This is a genomic window from Arthrobacter sp. Br18, assembly GCF_000520555.1.
Taxonomy (GTDB): Bacteria; Actinomycetota; Actinomycetes; order Actinomycetales; family Micrococcaceae; genus Arthrobacter_D.
In genome coordinates this window covers 1-2800 of sequence record NZ_KI914900.1, presented here as the reverse complement: position 1 = coordinate 2800, position 2800 = coordinate 1, and the positions used below count along the sequence as shown (strand labels likewise).

1 protein-coding gene is annotated in these 2800 nt (G+C 71.3%); it reads right to left on the bottom strand.

What is annotated here, in order from left to right; genetic code table 11:
- A partial coding sequence (locus Y704_RS22460; RefSeq protein WP_155850427.1) for a Pls/PosA family non-ribosomal peptide synthetase occupies positions 1–2800 on the bottom strand: 2800 nt, incomplete at both ends.

Here is a 2800-nt window from a genome sequence, read left to right as displayed (position 1 = left end):
CCAGCTCCCCCCGCATGACCAGCGATGCCGGACCGACCGTTCCCCCGGCGTCGATCTCCGCTGCGGGAAGGATCACGCTGTGCGGGCCGAGGGTGGCTCCTTCTGCGAGCGCCACGGTGTCCATGCTCATGATCCTGTCATGGAAGAGGTGGGTCTGCACCACGCACCCGCGGTTCACGGTGGACCCTGCGCCCAGGCTGACAAGGTCGGCCTCGGGCAGCCAGTAGCTCTCGCACCAGACGCCGGAGCCGATCTTCGAACCGAGCGCCCGCAGCCACCAGACGAGCGCCGGGGTTCCACTGGCCGCACGGGCGAACCACGGCGCGCTGACGCTCTCGATGAAGGTGTCCACCACTTCGTTCCGCCAGACGAAGGAGCTCCACAGCGGATGCTCCCCCGCCCGGATCCGCCCGACGAGCAGCCATTTCGCGGCCACTGCGCTGCCCGCCGCCACGGCCCCGAGCAGCAGGAACACGATGCCGCTCAGCACTGCCGCCAGGCCGTGGCCGCCCCAGCCGGCCAGGGCGTCGAAGATGACGAGCGACGACGCCGCGATGGCGACTGTGAGGAGGATCGGCACGACGCGGCACAGCTCCCAGAACGCCCGTGCTGCCCTGAGGCGGCGTGGCGGCTGGAAGGTGCGGCTCTGGTCGGAGTCGAGGGCCAGGCGGCGCAGGCGCGACGGCGGACTGCCGAGCCATGAACTGCCCGCCTTCGCCTTGGCCGGCGTCGCGGAGAGCACCGCAACGAGCGAATTCTTGGGGACGCGCCGGCCGGCGGAGGTCATTCCCGAGTTGCCGAGGAACGCCCGGCGGCCGATTTTCGCCGGAGCGATCCGGAGATAGCCGCCACCAAGTTCGTAGGTGCCGACCATCGTGTCGTCCGCGAGGAAGGCACCCTCGCCGATGGTGGTCATCTTCGGTATCAGCAGCACGGTGGACGCCTCGACATTCCGACCCACCCTCGCACCGAGCAGTCGGAGCCAGACCGGGGTGAACAGACTCGCGTAGAGCGGGAACAGGAGGTCCCGGGCGAGATCGAGGGTGCGTTCGGTGGCCCAGATCTGCCAGCCGATCCGGCTGTGCCCGCTGTAGTACCCGTCCGTGAGGCCGAGGCCGAGGAGGCGCACCGTTCCCAGGACGAGGAGACCGTTGACCGGAAGCCACAGCAGGGCCGTGACCGCCACCGGGCCGATCAGTGTGGGCCACGCGGAAGAAAGGGTGGTGGCGCCGCTGAGTGCGGCGACGACGGGCAGCGAAGCGAGGACGGCGGCAGCGTAGGGAATGAGCGCCAGCAGGCCGGACGCCGCTGCGAAGGCAAGGAAGGAGAGCCGCTGGTGCAGCACCGAGGGGACAGCAGGAGGCGTCGGCCACCCCTCCCGGGCCCTGCCCGTGCGCACCGCAGGAGAACCGGCAACCCGCAGACCGGCCTTGATGCGCCCCTGCACGGCCGATCCGGGGGCCACCTCCGCTCCGGCGCCGATAACGGTGCCGGGCATCAGGGTGCTCCGGGCCCGCACCACTGCACCGGCTCCGACGGAGACCGCACCGATGTGGACCCGGTCGCCGTCGATCCACCACCCCGAGAGATCGACCTCGGGCTCGATCGACGAGCCGTTGCCGAGGGTCAGCAAACCCGTGACCGGCGGAACGGAGTGGAGGGAGACGTCGCGCCCGATCTCCGCGCCGAGGGCCCGCGCATAGACGGGCACCCACGGCGCGCCGGCGAGACCCACCGCGGCGACTCCGTCGGAGATCTGCTCGGCGAGCCACAGGCGGAGGTGTACCCTGCCGGATCGCGGATAGGTGCCGGGTGCCACGCCCCTCAGAAGGATCCGCGCGGCGGCGGCGGACAGGGCCATCCGGCCGAGCGGACTGACGAAGACGAACCACGATGCGGCGACCCACCACCACGAAACCGTCACGGCGCCGGTCAGCACACCGAGTGCACCGAGCACGTTGCCGGCAATCATGGTGTAGGTCAGCCACCGCATGCCGGCCAGGAACTGGAGGGGTATTCCCATCAGGGTCTGGAACACCTGGGACTTCCGGGTCGTCGGCCGCACCGCGCGCGGCGGCGCGGCGGCGGGCACGGTGCCGTCGCCCGTACCCGCGGCGAACCCGGCCAGGGCCCCGAGGCGGGGGTGGGCGTAGATGTCGGCCACCGTGACCGTTCGGTAGCGCGCCCGGATCAGCGAGACGAGCCTCGCTGCGGCCAGGGAACCTCCGCCGTGCAGGAAGAAGTCGGCGTCCTCGTTCGCAGGCACCGTACCCAGGACCGCCGCCCACTGGTCGGTGATCCACTGGGTTGCCGGGCTCATGGAATCCGACGTACCGCCTGGTTCACCCATGTCCGCAAGCGGCCAGGGCAGGGCATTGCGGTCCACTTTCCCGCTGGTCTTGGTGGGCAGCGAATCGGTGATCGTAAGGAGGGGGATGAGCGCCGCCGGCAGCCGGACGGCGAGCAGGTCCCGCAGCACCGCGACGTCGGGGGCGTCGGGTCCCGGCACCAGGTAGCCGACGAGGAGCTGGTTGCCCGAGGGCGTCACCTGGACCGCCGCGGCCGCCCCCACCATGCCCGGCAGGGACTGAAGCGCGGCGTCGACCTCCCCGAGCTCGATCCGCCGCCCGCCGAGCTTCACCTGGTCGTCGGCTCGGCCCGCGAAGACCAGCCCCTCCCGCTCCAGCGTCACCAGGTCACCGGAGCGGTAGGCCCGGTCCCAGCCGAGCGTGGGCAGAGGGGCGTACTTCTCGGCGTCCTGGGCCGGATCCAGATATCGCGCAAGCCCCACGCCGCCGAT